The sequence below is a fragment of the Azonexus hydrophilus DSM 23864 genome, assembly GCF_000429605.1.
In the GTDB taxonomy this organism is placed as follows: Bacteria; Pseudomonadota; Gammaproteobacteria; order Burkholderiales; family Rhodocyclaceae; genus Azonexus; species Azonexus hydrophilus.
This window is the reverse complement of sequence record NZ_AUCE01000012.1, coordinates 57,796-75,143: the sequence shown is the minus strand read 5'-3', so window position 1 is coordinate 75,143 and position 17,348 is coordinate 57,796. Positions and strand designations below refer to the sequence as shown.

15 protein-coding genes are annotated in these 17,348 nt (G+C 64.9%); 8 read left to right on the top strand and 7 right to left on the bottom strand.

The genetic code is table 11. From position 1 onward, the window contains the following. Positions 1–29 precede the first annotated feature (29 nt). The 5 genes from G471_RS0104385 to G471_RS0104365 all read right to left on the bottom strand — a co-directional run bounded on the left by G471_RS0104385 (position 30) and on the right by G471_RS0104365 (position 5,571). Entirely contained in the window at positions 30–455 is a 426-nt protein-coding gene (locus G471_RS0104385) for an ExbD/TolR family protein (protein WP_028994252.1), read from the bottom strand. Continuing rightward, on the bottom strand, positions 455–1,162 hold the full coding sequence (locus G471_RS16705) for a MotA/TolQ/ExbB proton channel family protein (protein ID WP_043420876.1): 708 nt from the start codon (positions 1,160–1,162) through the stop codon (positions 455–457). The genes G471_RS0104385 and G471_RS16705 overlap by 1 nt, the downstream gene beginning before the upstream one ends. Before the next feature lie 5 nt (positions 1,163–1,167). Further along, positions 1,168–1,824, bottom strand: a complete 657-nt coding sequence (locus tag G471_RS0104375; RefSeq protein WP_051295284.1) for an energy transducer TonB — start codon at positions 1,822–1,824, stop codon at positions 1,168–1,170. Positions 1,825–1,934: 110 nt separating this feature from the next. After that, positions 1,935–3,392, bottom strand: a complete 1,458-nt coding sequence (locus tag G471_RS0104370) for a PepSY domain-containing protein (protein WP_028994250.1) — start codon at positions 3,390–3,392, stop codon at positions 1,935–1,937. A gap of 7 nt (positions 3,393–3,399) precedes the next feature. Beyond that, a complete protein-coding gene (locus tag G471_RS0104365) occupies positions 3,400–5,571 on the bottom strand; it encodes a TonB-dependent receptor (RefSeq protein WP_028994249.1) in 2,172 nt (723 codons plus the stop codon). A 174-nt stretch (positions 5,572–5,745) separates the two neighbouring features. Here G471_RS0104365 and pepN point away from each other — a divergent pair, with 174 nt between their 5' ends. Continuing rightward, positions 5,746–8,346, top strand: coding sequence for an aminopeptidase N (gene pepN, locus G471_RS0104360; protein ID WP_028994248.1), 2,601 nt, complete (start codon positions 5,746–5,748; stop codon positions 8,344–8,346). Positions 8,347–8,487: 141 nt separating this feature from the next. Then, positions 8,488–9,054, top strand: coding sequence for a response regulator (locus G471_RS16700; RefSeq protein WP_081700100.1), 567 nt, complete (start codon positions 8,488–8,490; stop codon positions 9,052–9,054). Here the strand turns inward: G471_RS16700 and G471_RS0104350 are convergent. Continuing rightward, positions 9,051–9,824: a LytR/AlgR family response regulator transcription factor gene (locus G471_RS0104350; RefSeq protein ID WP_028994247.1), complete on the bottom strand. Its 774-nt coding sequence runs from the start codon at positions 9,822–9,824 to the stop codon at positions 9,051–9,053. The two genes, G471_RS16700 and G471_RS0104350, sit on opposite strands and share 4 nt — an antisense overlap. Beyond that, complete coding sequence (locus tag G471_RS0104345; protein WP_245580503.1) at positions 9,803–10,813, bottom strand: sensor histidine kinase; 1,011 nt, start codon at positions 10,811–10,813, stop codon at positions 9,803–9,805. Before G471_RS0104345 ends, G471_RS0104350 begins: the two co-directional genes overlap by 22 nt. Positions 10,814–11,085: 272 nt before the next feature. On the opposite strand from G471_RS0104345, the gene G471_RS18240 reads away from it, so the two are divergent. The 6 genes from G471_RS18240 to G471_RS16680 are packed head-to-tail and all read left to right on the top strand — an operon-like array spanning position 11,086 to position 17,309. After that, positions 11,086–11,766, top strand: coding sequence for a phosphatase PAP2 family protein (locus G471_RS18240; protein WP_157272444.1), 681 nt, complete (start codon positions 11,086–11,088; stop codon positions 11,764–11,766). Further along, positions 11,733–12,659, top strand: coding sequence for a lysylphosphatidylglycerol synthase domain-containing protein (locus G471_RS16690; protein ID WP_157272443.1), 927 nt, complete (start codon positions 11,733–11,735; stop codon positions 12,657–12,659). Before G471_RS18240 ends, G471_RS16690 begins: the two co-directional genes overlap by 34 nt. After that, the gene (locus tag G471_RS16685) at positions 12,656–13,669 is read left to right on the top strand and encodes a glycosyltransferase family 2 protein (protein ID WP_043420874.1); all 1,014 of its coding nucleotides are present in this window, start codon (positions 12,656–12,658) and stop codon (positions 13,667–13,669) included. The genes G471_RS16690 and G471_RS16685 overlap by 4 nt, the downstream gene beginning before the upstream one ends. Then, the gene (locus G471_RS0104325; RefSeq protein WP_051295281.1) at positions 13,666–15,201 is read left to right on the top strand and encodes an ArnT family glycosyltransferase; all 1,536 of its coding nucleotides are present in this window, start codon (positions 13,666–13,668) and stop codon (positions 15,199–15,201) included. The genes G471_RS16685 and G471_RS0104325 overlap by 4 nt, the downstream gene beginning before the upstream one ends. A 7-nt stretch (positions 15,202–15,208) precedes the next feature. Next, entirely contained in the window at positions 15,209–16,636 is a 1,428-nt protein-coding gene (locus G471_RS0104320) for a glycosyltransferase family 39 protein (RefSeq protein WP_028994244.1), read from the top strand. Continuing rightward, a complete protein-coding gene (locus G471_RS16680) occupies positions 16,617–17,309 on the top strand; it encodes a phosphatase PAP2 family protein (protein ID WP_051295280.1) in 693 nt (230 codons plus the stop codon). Before G471_RS0104320 ends, G471_RS16680 begins: the two co-directional genes overlap by 20 nt. The last annotated feature ends 39 nt before the right edge of the window (positions 17,310–17,348 follow it).

Genomic DNA, 17,348 nt, shown 5'->3' with positions numbered 1-17,348 from the left:
TGGACAGCGGGAACAAGCGAGGATTTCCCCTAATGGGACGGATCGCTGACGAAACCGATCTTGCTTAGCCCGGAACGCGCGGCAATCGCCATCACCTGCGCCACCTGCTCGTAGGGCACCAGCCGGTCGGCGCGGATATGCAGCTCCGGCGCCACATCCTGGCCGGCGGCGGCGGCGCAGCGCGCCGGCAGCTCGGCCAGCGTCACCGGCTCGCCGTTCCAGAACATCTCGCCGTTCTCGCGCAGGCCAAATTCGATGTGCTCGGGCTTGGTCAGATTGACCGCACTCGACGCCTTGGGCAGGTCGATCTTGACCGCATGCGTGAGCAGCGGCGCGGTGACGATGAAGATGACCAGCAGCACCAGCATCACATCGACCAGCGGAACGACGTTCATCTCGGCTTTCGGCGTGCCATGCGCCTGACCGCGATAGCGGCGGAAATCGCCCCCGGCCATCAGGCGCCCCTGCCCGCCCCGTCGTTGCGGACGGTGAGCAGCACGTAGAGGTCGTGGGCAAAACCTTCCAGACGCGCCAGCCACAGTCTGTTGCGCCGGCTGAAAGCGTTGTAGGCAAGCACCGCCGGAATCGCCACGGCCAGACCGAGCGCGGTCATGATCAGCGCTTCGCCGACCGGTCCGGCGACCTTGTCGAGCGTACCCTGGCCGGACAGACCGATCTGCACCAGCGCGTGATAGATGCCCCAGACGGTGCCGAACAGGCCGATGTAGGGCGCTGCCGAACCGGCCGAAGCAAGCACCGTCAGGCCATGCTCGGCGGCAGCGGCTTCCTGGTCGATGGCGTTGTTCAGCGTGCGCGTAAGGTACTCGGCCAGGCCGCCGGCCGTCTTCAGGCTGTCCTCACCCCGCGCCGCTTCCTCGGCCGCATCGACCGCGTCGAGCGCCAGCCGGGCAAAGGCGTTGTCGATCTTTTCGGCGTGCAGGCGCGCCGCCAGTTCGCTGCGCGAACCGCCCTGCCAGAACCGCTTGAGAAAGGCCTCAGCCTGCCGCTGGGCCAGGAAATTACCCAGCCAACGGGTGACGATCAGGTACCAACTGGCCACCGACATCAGCAGCAACAGGCCGAGCACGACCCGCCCGACGCCATCGAGATGCCCGAGAAAATGGGCGAAGCCCAGACCTTCCACGACGACCGACTGCTCCATGAATCCTATCCTTCAAGTACGAAATTGAAAGGTTGCAAAGCGGTCGCCTCGACCGCCTGACCATTGCGTTGCGCCGGCGTGCACCGCCATTCGCGCACCGCCGCCAGCGCCGCCTCGTCGAGGCGGTTGAAACCGCTGCTTTGATTGACCGTCGCCTTGGCCACCCGCCCCTGGGCATTCAGGGTCACCCGCAACACCACTTTGCCGGTTTCGCCCAGACGCCGCGACATCGGCGGGTAGGCCGGTGACCGCCGCTCGGGACAGACCACCGACAACTCGCCGCCCAAGGCCACCGGCCCGGCCGGCAAGGGCATCGCCGGTGCTGCCGGCGCCGACTCGACCACCGGCACTTCGGGCAGCGGCGGCGCCACCGGCTCGGCCGGACTGAGCACCGGCGCCTGCGCCACCAGTTGCTGTGCCGGCTGTTTGGGTAAAGGCTTCGGTTCAGGCGGCTTCGGCGCCGGTTTGGGCGCCGCCTGCTGCAGAGCCGGCGGCGCGATGAAATTGACCATCAGGGTCACCGCCTCGTCGGGCATCGGCAACAAGCGCTGCGCCATCAGCCACCCGATGACCAGGACGTGCGCGATCAGGACGAAGGCAATCCCCAGCCAGCGGGTGGCGCGGGTCTGTGGCGGAACAACAGGAGATGACCGACGACTCACGATAAGCGGTGGGGATCTTTGAAGACTCGGGATGATACGCAAGAAGCCGGGCGCTGGCACCCGCCCGACGCACGCCTCGACTGCGACAAATCGTCGCAGCCCGGGCCAGGTCACCGTCGACACAGGCGTCGCCAACCGAGCACCACGCCACTGACGCTGACGGCAAAGCCCCCGAGACTACCGACGATCAGCAAGAGGTCCCACAACGGCCGACGCGCCAGCAGAGGCTGCCAGTCCCAGCTATGCAGCAGGGCAAACAGCCAGCGCTTGACCCGACCATGACTGTTCAGGCGCTGCACCACGGCACCGCTGCGTGGATCGAGGTAAAGCCAGGTCTGCGCAGGATCGTCGAACTGCAGGCGCAGCACCGGCAAGGGACGGTTCTGGTGTCCGCCCATGGTGTGCTCTGCCCGGGAATAATAGTGCCAGTCGTAGGCCTGCTGGACGAAGACATCGCTCACCCGGGCATGCGGCAGCATGGCGGCACCCGCCGCCAGCAGACTGGCCTGCTCATGCTCGCGAAACGGTGCGCAGCGTCCGGGCGACAACAGGCGACTACTGCCCCCGGCAGCGCGGGCGAGAATGAAAGATTCGTCGGCCAGCCGCACCCAGCTCAGTTCGCTGGCCGCAAACCCGGCGGCTTCTTCCAGGCAAGCAAGCATGGCAGCGGGACTCATTTCGTTGTCGGCCACTTGCACCACCGGCATGGGCGGACGCGGCCCACCGGCATCGAAGATTTTCCAGGGATTCATCGAAAGCAGGCCACTGGCGATCCAGGTCACGATCAGCCCGCCGAACGCCAGACCCAGCCAGTGGTGCCAACGCGCCCAGGGCGCCCGGTAAGGGCTGTGACTGCCGCTGGCGTAGGGGCGACGGCGCCAGCGCAGGCAGCCGGCCCAGAGGCCGGTCAGCCCGAGCACGGTCGCAGCCAGCGAGGAATAGATGACGATGCCGCTCCACCAGTCGTCGAACCAGCCGCCGCGTAGCGGGTACAACCAGTGCAGCCAGGCGCCGATCCAGTTCCACCGGCGTTCCGTCAACGTTGCATCGCGGACCACTTCGCCGGTGACGCTGGACACATACAGCCGGGTCCGCGCTTCGTCCTGCATGTCCACCCGGTGCAGCGGACGATGCCCGTCCAGCACTCGCGAATGAGTCCAGGCGTCTTCGTCGACCAAGCCCGCATACGTCGCCATGACGGGCATGAAAGCCTGCGCCGACTGCACCGCCAAGGCCGCGTCCGCGAGTGGCCGCAAGGCACCGCTACGGCCATCGATGGCGGCGAAGCGGTTCTTGTCCAGGGTCGCCACGTAGACCGGTGTGCCGGCAATCGAGGTCAGCCGCAAAGTGCGCACCACGCTGCCTGTCGGCAAAGCGGCCAGCGCCTCGCCCGCCGCCAGGCAGCAGGCGCCGCCGTCAAGCACCGGCAGACGTTGCCAGTGTTCCTGCGGCGTCAGTTTCGGATAACCGACGTACATCATGACGACGCCGGACAGGAACCAGAGCGCCATGAACACGCACAACAGGATGCCTAGCCAGCGATGCGCCAGGTAGAGATAGCGCTTCATGCCCGGCTCAGAAACTGGTCATGATCGACAGGTCGACCGTGCGCGGACGCCCCAAGTAAACCATGTTGGTCCCGGAGAAACTTTCGGCATAAATCTTGTCGGTCAGATTCTTGCCGCGCAAGACGATGCGCGTCCGGCGGTCGAACTGGTAACTGGCGTAGGCCCCGAGCAGGGTATAGGCTTCGCCGCTCAGGGTATTTGCCGAATCGGCATAACGCGCTGAGACATGACGCAGATCGCTGCCCAGTTCAAGCTTCGCCAGCGGGCGGTAGGTCAGCCACAGATTGCCGACCCGCTTAGGAACATTGCTCGGCCGGTTGCCGGCCCGCGAGACAGCCACACCGCCAACGGTTTCGTTGAACTCATCATATTGCGCATCGACCAGCGACAGGTTGCCGGCCACCTGCAAGGCAGGAACGATCCGGTAAGCAAGCGCCACTTCGATGCCGCGCGACGACTGCTGACCGACTGGAATTGTCGTTCCCGGATTGCTCGGATCGCTGACTGCGATATTGCGCCGGACGATGTCGTAGTACGCCACTGTGCCGTTACCCCGGCCGTCGGCAAAGGAAAATTTGCTGCCAATTTCCCATTGTTTGCCGGTGGTCAGATCGAAGTCGCGCACCTGGGTGAAGGTGGCGGTGGTCAGGATGCCGGACGGCGGATCGGCGGCCGTACTGTACTGCACATAGACATTGGCATTCGGCGTGACATCCCAGGCGAGCGCAATGCGCCCGGTGGTCGGGGTATAGCGACGAGCGAAAAATGCCGGATTGGTCGCCGTCACCGTGCGGTGGTTGGTCACTTCCAGATCGATGCGGTCATGCCGCAGCCCGGTCAGCAAGGAGAGCGCCGGGGTCAGCAAGGTACGGTTCTCGAGGAAGGCAGCCAGCGTCTTCACCCGGTTGCTGCGATCCGGATTGAAACCCGGCGTCACGCCCGGCAGGCTGAAGAAATTCTCGGTCGTGAAGTCATAGGGATCGACCGTGCCAAACGGCCCGGCGACCGACAACGGGAAACGCGTCTGTTTGTTGATGCTGTAATCGACACCGCCCGCCCAGGTCGTCGGTCGGCCACCCAGGCTATCCTGCCAGGTGAATTCGAAACGGTTGCCGCTCAGGGTCTGGTCGTGGCGCTGCAGCAGCGCATTCGAGCGAATGACGCCGGTGTTGGTGGCATTGAAGGCATAGGTTTCGACATTGCGATAGTCGCGCAAGGCGTCGTAATGGTAGATCGTGTTGCGCAGCTTGAGCCGCTCGCCCGCCTTGTATTCAAGGATCGAGCGCGCCCAACGCACGGTCTGCTCGTAGATGCCGTCGGCCGAGTTGTAATTCTTGAAGCGCGTTCCCTCGTCGATGCTGACACGGCTGCCGACCGGCTTGAGGATGGGCGTCCCCCAGTAGGGACGATCCACTTTCTCGTTCTGGTATTCCAGCGCCAGGGTATGCGTCAGGGCCGGCGTCAGCCTGGCCAGCCAGGACGCTGCGACTTCACCGGCGTTGCGCTTGCTACCATCGCTCCAGCCATTAACGGCGCTGCGATTGACGTCGAGGCGCAGCGCCTGATTGTCGCCGATCCGGCGATTAGCGCCGACCGCCAACTGACGCGCGTCGAAGCGGCCGTAAGCGGCTTTCAGGTCGGTCAAATCACCCTCGGTACTGGCCAGGCGAGTCACGTAATTGATCGTGCCGCCCACCGCCCCGGCACCATGCAGAAAACCGGAAGCCCCGCCAACGGCCTCGACCCGGTCATAGATCCAGCTATCGACCGCCCGCCCGGCAATGGCGTCGTATTGCACGGTAATACTGTTGAACAACTGGGTCACGCTGGCGCCGCCAAAGCCACGATAGAACACCGCCCCCGGCGACCCCGGCGCCGAAGAAGAAGTGATGCCCGGCACGCTGTTCAGCGCCTCCTTGGTCGACTCAACGCCACGTCGCTCCAGGGTTTCGCGGTCCACCACCGTCACCGAAGCCGGCGTTTCACGAATGCTCAAGCCCAAGCGGCTGCCGGTCTGGTGTTGTCGCCCCAGATCGAGTGGATCGCCGAGTGCACTGTCGGTCACGGTCATCTCATCGAGAACGCTGTCGGCCGCCAGCGAGACCAGCGGAAAAGCCAGCAAGAACGCCAGCGACAAAGGTTTCAGGGCACCACGCCCGATCGATTCATGAATCCGCATCCGTTCCCCCGGAAAGACATCACCGACCAGACCTGCGGCCCACTACCACTGGCTGTCGGAAGGAGGCGGATGGTAGCCAGCCGGCACCCATTGGAGAATGTGACATATCGTCGCACCCCGGACACTGGCGTATCATCGGCCGCTTCGCCCCTGCCCAGCGCACCAGACCAGACAATGAAAACCGACACCCCGCAAACGATTTACCTGAAGGACTACACCCCGCCCGCCTGGCTGGTCGACACGGTCGACCTCGACGTTTCGATCGAAGCCGACGGCACCGTCGTCAGCGCCACGCAGACCTTGCGCCGCAATCCGGCGGTGGCCGACCAGCCGCTGGTCCTGGACGGCGAGGAGCTGGAGACGCTGGCGGTATCGGTCGATGGTCGTGAGCACCCCTACCTCGCCAGCGCCACTTCGCTGACCCTGAACGATCTGCCGGCGTCCTGCACGCTGCGCACCGTGGTGCGCATCCAGCCGGACAACAACACCCGCCTGTCCGGCATGTACCGGTCCAAGGACGGTTATTTCACGCAGTGCGAGGCGCAGGGTTTCCGCCGCATCACCTGGTTCATGGACCGGCCGGACGTGATGTCCACCTATACCGTGACCCTGCACGCCGACCGCGCGACCTTCCCGGTGCTGCTCGCCAACGGCAATCCGGTCGCCAGCGGCGACGAGGCCAATGGTCGCCACTGGGCGACCTGGGCCGACCCCTTCCGCAAACCGGCCTACCTGTTCGCGCTGGTCGCCGGCAAGCTCGACGTGCTGCGCGACACTTTCCGCACCGCCTCCGGGCGCGAGGTTCAACTCGCCATCTACGTCGAACCCGGCAAGCTCGACCAGTGCCCGCACGCGATGGCGGCGCTGAAAAAATCCATGAAGTGGGACGAGGAACGCTTCGGCCTCGAATGCGACCTCGACCACTACATGATCGTCGCCGTCGGCGACTTCAACATGGGCGCGATGGAGAACAAGGGCCTCAACATCTTCAACACGAAGTATGTGCTCGCTCGCCCGGATGTCGCCACCGACGTTGATTTCGAGAACATCGACCGGGTCGTCGCCCACGAGTATTTCCACAACTGGACCGGCAACCGCGTCACCTGCCGCGACTGGTTCCAGCTCTCGTTGAAGGAAGGTTTGACGGTATTCCGCGATCAGGAATTCGGCGCCGACCTGCACAACCGCCAGACTGCCCGCATCCGCGAGGTGCGCGGCCTGCGCGCCGCGCAGTTCCCCGAGGACGCCGGCCCGATGGCGCACCCGATCCGGCCCGAGAGCTTCGTCGAGATCAACAATTTTTACACCGCCACCGTCTATGAAAAGGGCGCCGAGGTCATCCGCATGATCCAGACGCTGATCGGCCGCGATGCCTTCCGCGCCGGCATGGACGAGTATTTTCGCCGCCACGACGGCCAGGCCGTGACCTGCGAGGATTTCGTCGCGGCGATGGCGGCGGCCAGCGGTTTCGACTTCACGCAATTCATGCGCTGGTACCGCCAGCCTGGCACGCCGCGCATTGCCGCCGACGGTTTCTGGGATGCCGACAGCGCCAGCTACACGCTGACCCTGAGCCAGTCCAACCCGCGCGCCAGCGACGACGCGCCCTACCTGATCCCGGTCCGGGTCGCGCTATTTGCTGCCGATGGCCGCTTGCTGCCGGGCAGCGAGCGCCTGCTGCAACTGAGCGCGAGCAGCCAGTCCTTCGTCTTCGAGAACGTTGCCGAAGAGCCGGTGCCGTCGCTATTGCGCGATTTCTCGGCGCCGGTCTACCTCGATTTCGACGATACGCCAGAGCAACTGACCGTACTCCTGGCGCATGAGAGCGACCCGTTCAACGCCTGGGAAGCCGGCCAGCGCCTGGCGACCCGGCTGATCCTGGCCGCCAGCACGGAAATCGCCGCCGGCCGCACACCGGTGTGGCCAGCGAGCTTCGTCGACGCCGCCCGCCAGTTGCTGCAGAGCCATGCCGAACGCGGTGCCGCTTTCGTCGCCGAAGCGCTCACCCTGCCCGGCGAAACGACGCTGGCCGAACTGATCAGCGTGGTCGATCCGGACGCCCTGCACGCCGCCCGCAACAGCCTGAGCCGCCATCTCGCCGAACAGCTCGAAAACGAGTTCGCCGGCCTCTACGCCAGCCTGACCGTCAGCGAAGCCTACACACCGAGCAGCGAACATGCCGGTCGCCGCGCGCTGCGCAACCTGTGCCTGTCCTACCTGGTCGAGTTCGACGGCGAGGCGGTGCGCGAACTGGCGTTCAAGCAGTTCCGGGAAGCCGACAACATGACCGACCAGTTCGCCGCGCTGGCGGCGCTGGCCAACATCAACGCCGCCGACTGCCGCCAGCGCGACAGCGCGCTGGCCGAGTTCTACGCCCGCTGGCAGGATGAAGCGCTGGTCGTCGACAAGTGGCTGCAGGTGCAATCGACCAGCCGCCGGCCGGACACCCTGGCCACGGTGAAGGCGCTGACCGCCCACCCGGCCTTCGACCTCGGCAACCCGAACAAGATCTACGCGCTGATCCGCGCCTTCGGCGCCAACCTGGTCCGCTTCAACGCTGCCGACGGCAGCGGCTACGCTTTCATGGCAGAACAGATTCTGGCGCTGCACGACCGCAACCCGCAGGTCGCCTCGCGGCTGGCGCGCTGCTTCGACCGCTGGAAGAAATTCGACGCCGGCCGGCAAGCGCATGCACAGGCCGCGCTGAGGCGCGTTCGCGACCATCAGGGCTTGTCGCGCGACGTGCTTGAGGTGGTTACCCGGGCACTGGGCTAAGGGATATCCACAAGAAAATTTGCTGGAAATTATTCCCTTGTCGTGATCAAATGCGAACAACATGACTCGCGCCCGGAGACAGCCGACATCGTCGCCGGAAAGAACGCCCGAAGACTCAGGTGACCAAGCGGAGAACAGCAGATGGGAATACTCGACCAGCTCAAGGCATTGTTCGGCCGTCCGGCGATGGTGCCGGCCAGTCAGCCACTGACGGCAGCCCCGGCGCCTGAACGACGGCTACAGCCGCGACTGAACGCCCGCGACGGCACGCGCGTACTGATCATCGACGACTCCAAGACGGTCCTGGCCGTGCTGCGCAAATTCCTGCGCTCGGCCGGCTACGAAACCATCGAATGCCTCGACGCCGAAACCGGCCTGGTCGCCCTACGCGAACAGAAGCCGGAACTGGTCTTCCTCGACATCATGCTGCCGGGCATGAACGGATTTGCCGCCCTGCGTGCCATCCGGCGCGACCCGCAAACCCGTGAGACGCCGGTGATCATGATGAGCGGCAACGAGCAGGCCATGGAGCAGTTTTTCGGCACCCGCATCGGTGCCGACGACTTCATGAAGAAACCCTTCTCGCGACACGAAGTCTTTTTCCATGTCGAACGCCTGCTCGATGAAGACGGCATTCCCCGACGGGCGGCACCGCGCACCGCAGCGCCGCACCTGCAGCCCGAAATCCGCGTCGTCCGGGCCGCCTAGGCCGTCAGTTCGGCACGGGCAGTCGCCCATTGCCGGCGGCTGACCGGCAGTTTTTCGGAAACGCCGCGCAGCAACGCCCAACCATAAGCCTCGGCATCGTCGCCGGCTGCCTTTTCGAACCCTGCCAGCGCCGGGCGCGCGACCAGCACGGCGCGGTGCAGGCGCAGGAAGCGTTCGGGAAACTCTTCCTCAAGGTGGGTCAACGACTCGTCGAGCAGGTATTCGCGCTCAACCGTCCGGGCCGTGACGTATTTCAGGTCGGCCTTGAAGTAGAGGACTTCAGCCACCGGAACCAGCAGCAGGCGCCCGCGCTCGTGGCAGGACAGGTGGGTCCGGCCGCCACCACGCACCACCTGACCGATGCCGGCAAACAGGGCGCTGTCCGGGCGTTGGCCGGCTACCTTCTGCAGCGCTGCCAGCAGGCGCTGGGCACGTACCGGCTTCATCAGGTAATCGACGGCATTGAGGTCGAAGGCCTGGACCGCATAGTTGTCGTATGCCGTGGTGAAGATCACCGCCGGCGGCCTGTCCAGCCGGCCGAGATGCGAGGCCAGTTCGATGCCGTCCATGCCCGGCATGCGGATGTCGCTGAGCACGACGTCAACTGCCGCCTGCTGCAGGAATTCCAAAGCCTGAACACCGTTGGCCGCTTCGCCGGCAACCTCGACCGGGCATTGCCCGGCAATGTCGCCAAGCAGGGTACGCAGACGCTCGCGCGCCGGCGGTTCATCATCGACCAGCAGGATTTTCAGCGGGGTTTGCGTTGGCATGGCAGGACGATACGGACTTCGTAGGAATTGTCGCCGGCTTCGGTTTCCAGGCGGGCTTCGAGATCGTAATACAAGGCAAGGCGTTCGCGGATATTGGCCAGGGCCATGTGGTTGCCGGCAGCATGCGTCGCCTGAGCAACGGTTGGATTGGCGATACGGACATGCAGTTCGTCGCCGCGCCGACGAATCTGCACACTGACCACGCCGCCGGTCGCCGACGGCTCGATGCCGTGATATACCGCGTTTTCCAGCAAGGGCTGCAGCATCAGCGGCGGGATCGGCAACCCCAGGAGGGTCTCGTCGACCTGCCATTCAGCCGACAGACGCTCGCCCAGACGCAGTTGCTCCAGCTCGAGATACTGCCGGCCAAGCGCAACTTCGTCGGCCAGGCTGACCAGTTCCGCCGGATCGCGCATCGCCGCCCGGAACAGGTCGGACAGCGACTCCAGCGCCGCCTCGGCCTGCTGCGGCTGCGCCCGGATCAGCGACAGCACGGCGTTCAGCGAATTGAACAGAAAATGCGGCCGGATGCGGGCATTCAGCGCCGCCAGCCGCGCCTCTGCCTGGGCCGGCGAAAAGGCCCGCGAGCGAAGCTCGAAATAGGCGAGCAGCAAGCCCGTCGTCGCCAGGGTCAGCAGGATGCTGCGGCTGACCGCCCCGTCAACCAGATTCAATGAGGCCGCGTAGGCGTGCATCGCCCCCGCCATGACCGCCGTCAATGCGAGCACGCAGGCCTGCCCGTGACGCAGGCGCAAGCGCCACAGGACGTCGCGCAGCAAGGACAAGATGCCGAGACAAAGCAGCAGCAAGGGCTCGACAATCGACGCCAGATCCATGAATCGCTCGCCCCAGGAGAGCAGGTCCGGCGCCTGAACCAGCGCCCCAAGCGCCGCCAGCACATTGACCCCGAGCAGCACGCGCAGCATGACCCCGAAGTTGCGCCAGTCGGGCAGCGGGTAAGTCGCCGGAAAGTGACGGATACGCTTCAAGGTTTGATCACGCCTCAGCAAAATTGAATCTGGCAGGATTTTACGGCTGCGTGCCAGCGCTCATGCGCCATCCTTGACAAGGATGGCGCCTCAACCTAGACTGCTTCCCCATTTAAATCAAGGCCTTTCCCGTGTCCGCGGACTTACCGCCCAATCGTCCAGCCACTCCCGCCCTTGCAAACGACACGACTGCAGCGACATATTTCTGGCTAGTCCGCATCCTACCACTTGCCATCGCCACGTTGCTCCTGGCCCTTGTTCATGGCAGCGACATGCCGGCCATGATGTCTGCATTCCAGCAATACACGCGAACCCTGCCAGACGCAGTCTGGGCCTCGCTGACGATGCTGGGCCACGGCAGCGTGCTGCTCGCACTCGTCGTACTGGCCTGGAAATACCGGCCCGACTGGATATTAGCCTGCGTCTGTGGCGGTATCGTCACCGGCGCCTTCAGCAACATTCTCAAAAATCTGATCGGCGGCCCCCGACCGGCAGCCGTCATGCCGGCGGACCAACTGCACGTCATCGGATCCCAGTTGCTCAACCACTCCTTTCCTTCAGGACACACTGCCACCGCCTTTCTTTTTGCCGGCATTGTCCTGATGTCTCGCCGCCCGCCGCCGCTGGCAGCTGTGGCAGTCCTGAGCCTGGCCATCCTGACTGGCCTGTCGCGCATCGCCGTTGGGGCACACTGGCCGATCGACACGATCGCTGGCGCCGCTGGCGGCTGGTTCTCGGCTGCCGTCGGCATCGCCTTCGCCAACAGGCTTCGCTGGCTGGACACTGCCCACGCCAGACTGGCAATCGCACTGTTGATCCTCGGTTCGTCCATCAGTCTGTTTTTCATATCAACCGGCTATCCCCTGGCGTTACCTGTGCAGTATTTCTGCGCATGCCTTGGCGTAATCGTCGCAGGTCAATGGGGGCTCAAAGAATGGTCAAGGCTGCGCTGATCCGCCATCTGCTGTCGCTGGCAATTGCCCTGCTGCTGCTGTGGTGGCTGACCCACAGCGACATGGTCGGGGTTGCCCTGAAGCAATTGACGACACTGCCGGCAAGCCTGCTGCTGACCTTGCTGGTCAGCCAGTCGCTGTCCTACCTGTGCCGCGCCGGCCGCTTGTTCAGCCAGTTGCAAGCACGCGTCCCGCTCGGAATCAGCGGTTACATGCGCCTTGTCCTGCTGCACAACCTGAGCATCAACGTCATTCCTTTCCGCGCCGGGGAGTTGTTCCTGCCGGCGGCGCTGAAACGTTACGGCCTGTCGGTACAGGAAGCGATTGCCACACTGTTCTGGCTGCGCATCCAGGATGCATTGGTTCTGGCCGCACTGGCAATCGCCCTCTGGCCGGCCATTCCCATGCCCCTGCGAATAATGGCCGGCATCGGCATGCTCGTCGCCATCTATCTTGGTCACGCCTACCTGCCTAGCTGGCGCCCCGGCAACCCGCGCCTGGCGCGACTGCTGGAGAAAATCCGCCCGGTCATCGATGCCTCCCCGGTCAGTTGGAGCTGGTGCATCGCCAACTGGTGCAGCAAGCTGCTGGGTCTGAGCATCGTCCTCGCCGCACTGGGCGGGTTCGCCCTCAGCGGCGGCGCCGCCGGCGCGCTCGGCGGGGAGCTTTCCGCGCTCTTGCCGATTCAGGGCGTAGCCGGTTTCGGCACCTACGAAGCGGGCGTTGCCTTCCTCGTCAATCTGGCTGAAGGACAGGGGCGACAAGCACTGGCGTCAGCCTTCGCGTTACACTGCCTGACCCTCTCCCTGGCCATCCTGGCCGGGACTTTGGCCTGGATATTCCTGCCCGGACATAAGCAATCGTCCTCACCCCACCCCGAGTCACCGTCATGAACATGCGCCCAACGCCTTCACACAGCCTTTCCATTGTCGTCCCGCTCTACAACGAAGAGGACTGCGTGGCGCCACTGGTTGCCCGCATGCACGAATGCCTGGGCAACTATCAGTATCCCTGGGAGCTGATCCTGGTTGACGACGGTAGCAGCGACCGGACAGTCGATGAAATCCGCAAGGCCGCCGGCATCTGGGGCAACCATGTCCACCTGCTCGAACTGGCACGAAACTTCAAGCAGACCGCGGCCATGCAGGCCGGCATCGATGCCGCTACCGGCGACATCATCGTCACGCTGGACGGGGATTTGCAGAATGATCCGATCGACATCCCGAAGATGGTCGACAAGCTGCTCAACGAAGATCTCGACCTGGTCTCCGGCTGGCGGGAAAAACGTCAGGACGGCTTGTGGCTGCGCAAGATCCCGTCGCGTATCGCCAACCGCCTGATCGGCCGGGTTACCGGCGTCCGCCTGCACGACTACGGCTGCAGCCTCAAGGTATTCCGGGCTGAAGTGGTCAAACGGATTCGCCTGTTCGGTGAAATGCACCGTTTCATTCCCGCCTGGCTGAGCACGGTCACCTCGCCCCGGCGCATCGCCGAAATGCCGGTCAGTCACCATCCGCGCACGCTGGGCCAGTCCAAGTACGGCATTTCCCGGACCTTCCGCGTCATCCTCGACTTGCTGGCAGTCTATTTCTACATGCGCTTCCGTGACCGCCCCGGACACTTCTTCGGCGGCGTCGGCCTGATGCTGTCGACCGCAGGCTCGGCGGTCATCGCCTACCTGTTCATCCTGAAACTGCTGGGCGAAAGCATCGGTACCCGCCCGCTGTTGCTGGTCGGCTTCTTCTCGCTGCTGGTCGGCGCCCAGTGCATCCTGACCGGTGTGCTGGCGGAGACGCTGTCGCGCATCTACTTCGCCAGCGACGCCGGGCGCTCCTACACCCTGCGCCGCTCGACCAAGCAGGAACACTCCCAATGGCACGCCCCCCAGGAGGAAAATAGGTGATCAGCAAGCAGCGTCTGGTCGACGCCCTGCCCATCATCCTGCCCTTCCTGGCGCTGCTTCCCTTTCTCGGCAACAGCCCGCTGTTCGATGTCGACGAAGGCGCCTTTTCCGCCGCCACCCAGGAAATGCTGGCTCGCGGCGATTACCTGTCCACCTGGCTCAATGGCTCGGCACGTTTCGACAAGCCGATCCTGATCTACTGGCTGCAAGCGCTCTCCGTCAGTCTGCTCGGCGCCAACGAATGGGGATTCCGCCTCCCCTCGGCCCTGGCTGCTGTCGGCTGGTGCATCGTCCTGGCGCGCTTTGCGCGTGAACATTTTGGCCGCGACGCCGCGCTCATGACCAGCCTGGTGGTGCTGACCTGCCTTGGCGTCCAGTTGATCGGCCGGGCCGCTACCGCCGACGCCCTGCTCAACCTGCTGCTGGCACTGGCGATGGTCGACCTGTGGCGGCATATCGAAGGCAAATCGCCCTGGGCTGCCCGTCGACTCGCGCTCTGGGTCGCGCTGGGTTTCCTGACCAAGGGCCCGATTGCCTTGCTGGTTCCCGGCGCAACCATGCTGCTGTGGACACTGTTCAGCCGGCAAACCGATGCCCTCGTGCGACTGCTGCGCTCGCCGGCCAACTGGTTGATCTTCCTGGCCGTTGCCTTGCCCTGGTACATCGCGGCCTACGCCATCCATGGCGATGCATTCATCCAGGGTTTCTTCATGCGGCACAACGTCCAGCGCTTCTCGACAACGCTGGAGGGACATAGCGGCAGCCTGTTCTATTACGTGCTGATCGTTCCCCTGCTGATCTTTCCCTGGCTCCCCTGGTTGTGGCAGGCATTGCGCCGGCTGCGCAACGACATCCGGCAACCCTTGCCTCGCTTCCTCTGGCTCTGGTGTGGCTTCGTCGTCGTCTTTTTCTCGCTCTCCGGCACCAAGCTGCCACACTATGCCCTGTATGGCTGCACCCCGCTTTTCGTGCTGCTGGCGGCCCGCCACGCCGATGTCAGCTCGCGCTGGGCGATCCTTCCCGGCCTGCTGCTGCTGGCCTTGTTTGCCGCCCTGCCGAGCATCCTTGGCCAGACCAGCGTCACCGACGGTTTTTACGCAGCCCAGCTCAGCCGGCTGCCTGAATTGCTGACCTGGCATTACGGGCTGTTTGCTGGCCTGCTGCTGTTGTTCGCCCTGCTCACACCGAAGCTCGCCGTCGCCGCTTGGCAGCGGGCCGGCATGGTCGCCCTGGGCAGCAGCCTGTTTCTTTCCGCCGCGCTGGCACCGCTGCTTGGCGAACTCCTGCAGGGACCGATCCGCAATGCCGGCGTGTTCGCCCGCACCTATCAGGAACCCGTCATCCAGTCGCAAACCCACTGGCCGAGCTTCAGCGTCTATCTGGGCCGACCGACCCCGGTACGTAACGCCGAGCCCGGTGAACTTGCCCTGACCCGAACCGATCGACTGCCCCCCGCAGGCGACTACGACACGCTGTACGCCGAAGGTGGCGTTGCCCTGATCCGTATCCATGCCACACCTGTCGCTCAATAAGCCCGGCATGGGCCACCGTCTCTGGCTGTCCGCGCTGCTGCTCGGCGGACTGCTGCTGGCCTGGCGAATCTGGGCGATCCACCTGTCGGGGATCACCCTGTACGTGGACGAAGCCCAGTACTGGGGATGGGCTCAGGCGCTGGACTGGGGCTATTTTTCCAAGCCCCCCGGCGTTGCCGTCCTGATTGCCGCCTCGACCGCCCTGTTCGGCGACGGTGTCATCGGCACCAAGCTGCTGGCCATGGCCTGCTATCCGCTGACCGCCTGGGTGGCCCTGCTGATCGCCCGCGAGGCCTACGATGAACAAACCGCCATTGCCTCAGGCCTGGCCGTCCTGACCCTGCCCATCTACGCCTGGCTGGGGCTGTTCGTATCCACCGATGCGCCGCTGGTGCTGCTCTGGTCAGCCGCCATCCTGCTCTATACCCGTGCCCTGACCCGGGGCGGCACCGGCAATTGGCTGCTGCTCGGCATTGTCTGCGGCCTGGGCCTGCTGACCAAGTACACGATGCTGGCCTGGCTGGGTTCGGCCATGCTGCATCTGCTGATCGTCGAGCGGCGGCGACTTCTGCAGCCCGCCCCCTGGCTGGCAGCCATGCTGGCCTGTGCTTTCCTGCTGCCCAACCTGATCTGGAACGCCGGCCACGACTTCCCCACCCTGCGGCATACGGCCGACATCACCCTGCAAAGGACTGCCGGCGGCTTGCTGCCCTTGCTCACCTTCCTCGGCGCCCAGTGGCTGGCCTTCGGCCCCCTCCTCGGCACCGCCTTTGCTCCCGCCCTGTTACCGCAGCCGGCCAGCGACAATCAACGCCGCTTGCGGGGTATCCTGATCTGCTTTGCCCTGCCGCTATGGCTGGTCGCCGCCGCGCAGGCAGCCGGCGGCAGCGCCAACGCCAACTGGGCCGCACCGGCCTTCGTTCCGGCCAGCATACTCGCCGTCGCCTGGCTGCTCGGGCGCGGCCACCGGCGCTGGCTGTTCATCGCCTTGAGCCTGAATCTGCTGCTTACGGCCACGCTGTACCACTGGCCGACGCTCAGCGCGAGCTTCTTCCCGCAGGTTGCCACGCCCTACAGCCGGGCGCTCGGCTGGGACAAGGTGGGCCAGCAACTGCGACCGATCGCTGCAGCCCATCCGGGAACGCCCTTGCTCGCCGAGGAGCGTACCCTGCTCGCCCATCTGCAGTACGAACTGCGCGACCAACCCCTGCGCGTCGCCAGCTGGAACCCCCAGGGGACACGCAACGACCACTATCAGCTGACTGCCAGCTTCACCCGGGGAGACGCCCTGATCCTGGTCCCGGACAAGGTGCCCGAACACATCGCCAGCCGCTTCGCCGCCACCCGTCATCTGGCCACGCTCGAAGCCGACACCGGCCCCCGCCGGAAACTACATTTCCAGGTCTACCTGCTGCATGACTTCCAGGGTTATTGAATTTCGCCTGCTGACGCTCCTCGCCGGACTGCTGACAGTCGTTTTCCTGGCCTGGCCGGAGATCGACCTGGCCACCAGCGCCCATTTCTATGCCGGGGAAGGTCGCTGGCTGTACACCAATGAAATGAGCTTGCCGGGAATCGCCTACGACTGGACGACCATCCTCGGCCGCCTCCTGATCGCCGGCGTGATCCTGACCCTGCTGGCCGGCAGATGGCTCCGCCGGATCGCCCCCAATGCCCGGCAGACCAGCATCTTCCTGCTGGTCGGCGCCCTGCTCGGCCCCGGCTTGCTGGTGGACGTCGGACTGAAGGGGCAACTCGGACGGGCACGACCGGTGCAGACGGATGTCTTCGGCGGCCAGGCCAGCTTCACGCCGGCTTTTGTGCCAAGCACGCAATGCAGCAGCAACTGCTCCTTCGTCAGCGGCCATGTCGCCACCGCCGCCTTCGTCATGGCCTTCGGCTGGCTGGGCAGCAGGCGCCAGCGACTGGCCTGGCTGGGAGGCAGCCTGCTGACGGCGGGCTACGTCGGCTGGGCACGCATTGCGGTCGGCGGCCACTATCTGTCGGACGCGATCTTTGCCTGGTTCGCGATCTATTTCGCACTGTGGTTCAGCGAGTGGTGCTTGAAACGCCTGGGCGTCCTGCCCCGGGGGACGCCGACCCCCTGACTGAAACTGCCGTATACTTGCCACCTTCTGGCGATTTCC